Raw genomic sequence first — 1,739 nt, 5'->3', positions numbered from 1 at the left:
TCGATTGCGAGCCAAGCGATTACCGATAATGGCACCTTGGCCCTTAACCGTAGCGATAACGTCACTCTCGGAGCAGCGATTTCTGGTTCCGGTGCATTAAACCAGAACGGTTCTGGCACGACGACGCTGACGGGGAACAGCACTTATAGCGGTCCGACGGCGATTAATGCAGGCACGCTTCAACTTGGCAATGGCGGCACAAGCGGGTCTATTGCCAGTCAAGCGATTACCAATAATGGAACGCTAACAGTTAATCGTAGTGATGCGGTGACACTTGGTGCCGCGATCTCTGGTGCTGGTGGCTTAAACCAGAATGGCTCTGGTACGACGATATTGACAGGGAACAGCAGCTATAGCGGCCCGACGGCGATTAATAAAGGCACGTTACAGCTTGGTAATGGTGGAACAAGCGGGTCGATTGCCAATTCCTCGATCACTGATAATGGTGTTTTGGCCGTTAACCGCAGTGATAATGTACTCTTTAATCAGAAAATTTCAGGCACGGGTGCTTTAATCCAGAACGGTTCTGGTGTCACAACCCTAGCAGCCAATAACACCTATAGTGGCCCAACGACGATTAATGCAGGTACGTTGCAGCTAGGTAATGGTGGCACAACAGGTTGGATTACGAGCCAACCTATTGTTAATAATGGTACACTTGCGATTAATCATAGCGATGATGTGGTGATTAGTCAGCTCATGTCGGGTTCTGGTGCGTTTAACCAAAACGGGCCAGGGAAAATCACTCTTCTTGCGGACAATACCTATAGTGGCCCAACGACGATTAATGCTGGTACACTGCAGTTGGGAAATGGGGGAACAACAGGGTCGATTGCGAGCCAAGCGATTACGGATAACGGAACGCTAGCGATCAATCACCGTGACAATGTGACCTTGAACCAAGCTATTTCTGGCACGGGTGCATTGAATCAGAACGGCTCCGGTATAACGACGCTGACGGGCAACAGCAGCTATAGCGGTCCAACGACGATTAATGCTGGTACGCTGCAGCTTGGGGATGGTGGCACGAGCGGATCGATTGCCAGCCAGGCGATCACGGACAATGGCACCTTAGCGGTTAACCGTCGTGATGACGTCACTCTCGGAGCGGTTATTTCTGGTACTGGTGCGCTGAACAAGAATGGGATAGGCACGACGACGCTGACGGGCAACAGCACCTATAGCGGCCCAACAGCGATTAATGCGGGCACACTACAGCTGGGCAATGGCGGAACGAGCGGGTCGATTGCCAGCCAAGCGATTACCGATAATGGCACCTTGGCAGTCAATCGCAGTGACAATGTGACTTTGAACCAAGCCATTTCCGGTATAGGTGCACTGCACCAGAATGGCTCCGGCACGACGACGCTAACAGCTAATAACAGCTATAGCGGTCGGACAGTTATCAACAAGGGTGTGCTGCAGCTTGGTAATGGTGGCACCAGCGGGTCGATTGCGAGCCAGGCGATTGCTGACAATGGCACCTTGGCGCTGAACCGTAGTGATGATGTCACATTAGGTGCCTTAGTCTCTGGCACAGGTGGGCTGGATCAAAACGGCTCCGGCACAACGACGTTAACAGGCAATAACAGCTATAGCGGCCCAACATCAATTAATAAGGGCACGCTACAGCTCGGTAATGGTGGAACGAGCGGGTCGATTGCCAGCCAAGCGATCACGGATAATGGCACCCTGGCGCTGAACCGCAGTGATGATGTCACATTAGGTGCAGCGATCTC

Annotated in this window: 1 protein-coding gene; it reads left to right on the top strand. The window is 52.3% G+C overall.

What is annotated here, in order from left to right; translation table 11 throughout:
* A partial coding sequence (locus F457_RS0107800) for an autotransporter-associated beta strand repeat-containing protein (protein WP_018980577.1) occupies positions 1-1,739 on the top strand: 1,739 nt, incomplete at both ends.

Source organism: Saccharibacter floricola DSM 15669, assembly GCF_000378165.1.
Classification (GTDB): Bacteria; Pseudomonadota; Alphaproteobacteria; order Acetobacterales; family Acetobacteraceae; genus Saccharibacter; species Saccharibacter floricola.
Note: the sequence above shows the minus strand (reverse complement) of the source record. Positions and strands in the feature narration are given on the sequence as shown.